We start from the raw sequence: 1,927 nt of genomic DNA on the forward strand, positions 1-1,927 counted from the left end.
ATCGAGTAGGAAGGGGAGTCGCCTCCCCTGTCCTCTCACACCACCGGGCATACGGTTCCGTACCACGGCGGTTCATGAAGAACGGTTAAGCCCTCTTACCGTATCCAGTACCGAGATCAGTCCCTGGTCATAAAACCATTTCCTCGGCAGGGCCTGGTTCATGTGCGATGCCCCGGCGTTCCACCAAGGGCCTCGACCATTGCCTGCCGATTTCCAAGCTCGGGGCGCGTCCAGGCCCAGCCCTTGAAGTTTCCGGCGACGAGTCGCTGAACGTTTCCATTGCCGCCAGATTAGGCCGCGTAAGCGGCGACGTATCCATTGATCCAGCGCTTCCAAGGGCCGTTTCACATCAACAAAGCTGAAGTAGTTGGCCCATCCACGCAGGACTGGCCCCAACTCTTCGATTATCCGTTGGGTGTTACGCCCCCTGCCACGCTTCAGGATCTCACGAACACGCTGCATCATGCGCTTCAGACTTGCCTTGGCCAGCGTCAACTTCGGCTGCTTGTGCCAAGTGAGACGGTAGCCCAGATAGCCGCGTTTCCATGGCCGGTCCACCGCACTTTTCGTGCGGTTGACCGTCAGCCGAAGTGAGCTCTCGAGATACTCACTCAAGCTTTCCATGACACGCTCGCCTGCCCGCCGACTGTTGACGTACACCTGAACGTCATCGGCGTAGCGGCAGAAGCGGTGGCCTCGGCGTTCCAGCTCCTTGTCCAGATCGTCCAGCAGGATGTTCGCCAGTAGCGGGCTGAGTGGTCCGCCTTGGGGTGTCCCCTGTCGCCTCGGCGTGGGCAAGCCATGTTGCAACATACCCGCTTCCAGATAGCGGCGGATCAGGCGCAGCACGCGCTTGTCATCAACGCGCCGCGCTACCCGTGCCATCAGCAGATCGTGGTTCACTCGGTCGAAGAAGGCTTTCAGGTCAAGGTCGACCACCCAGCGGTGGCCAGCGGTAACATGGGCCTTCATGGCCGATACGGCCTGCTTGGCGCTGTGTTTGGGGCGGTAACCGTAACTCGACGCGGAGAACCCCGGGTCGAAGACCGGCATGAGCACTTGTGACAGCGCTTGCTGGATCAGTCGGTCGGTGACCGTGGGTATTCCGAGCTGCCGCACTCCGCCTTTAGGCTTGGGGATCGTGGCTGCTCGAACTGGACTCGGGTGATACGCATCGGCCAACAGCCGCTCACGCAGCGTTGGCCAGTGCTGTTTTAGGTGGTCAGCCAGTTGATGCACCGTCATGCCATCGACACCCGGTGCACCTTTGTTGGCAGCCACCTTACGGTAAGCTCGCTCCATGTTCTCCGGGTCAACGACCCGCTCCATGAGCGAGGCTGACTCCGCTTTCGTCCACGATAACGACGCCGGGATCGTCTCGACGCCCACCGGCTGGGGCGCGGAGTTCTGCTCCTGCCCCTCTGGGTGAGTGACGGTATTAGCGTCATGGTCTGTCTTCATGATCGATCCTCGAGACGTTATCGCCTACTCGCGGTTCTTCATGTTCGGCCCTTGGTGCCGTAGTGAACCGGCACTTACTATGGCCTCGGCTGACGTCTGGTAACCCATCCCGTCGCCTCTCGACGCCGGTAGCACTGTGGCACATCACCAGACCTCCCAGGGTAAGACGCGCGACCTTCCCGCTTATGCCTGTCGGATCTACGTCATGGCGTTCCGTGCAAGTACCGGGCTTTGATGATTATGGCCATCTCACCCCGCCATGACGCCTAGTATCCGCTTCCTATTCGTCAGGCCAGCGTTTTGCCTTGGGCTTCCTTCAGATTCCCCCTCGCGAGGGACACCCTTGCCGTCGGCTAGCACTTCCCCTTGCCGGGCGTGCAGGGGACTTTCACCCCCAAGTCATCCTGAGGCACCACCCTCAGGAATAGCGCCTGTTAAGGCGCTGCGCGCCATGCCTGGCGCACCA

Annotated in this window: 1 protein-coding gene; it reads right to left on the bottom strand. The window is 60.8% G+C overall.

Annotated features, from left to right (window positions below):
- Positions 1-72: 72 nt before the first annotated feature.
- Positions 73-1,461, bottom strand: a complete 1,389-nt coding sequence (ltrA, locus tag ACT3TY_RS17850; RefSeq protein ID WP_193057446.1) for a group II intron reverse transcriptase/maturase — start codon at positions 1,459-1,461, stop codon at positions 73-75.
- Positions 1,462-1,927: the final 466 nt, after the last annotated feature.

It is taken from the genome of Halomonas sp. AOP22-C1-8, from assembly GCF_052378905.1.
GTDB lineage: Bacteria > Pseudomonadota > Gammaproteobacteria > Pseudomonadales > Halomonadaceae > Vreelandella > Vreelandella citrativorans.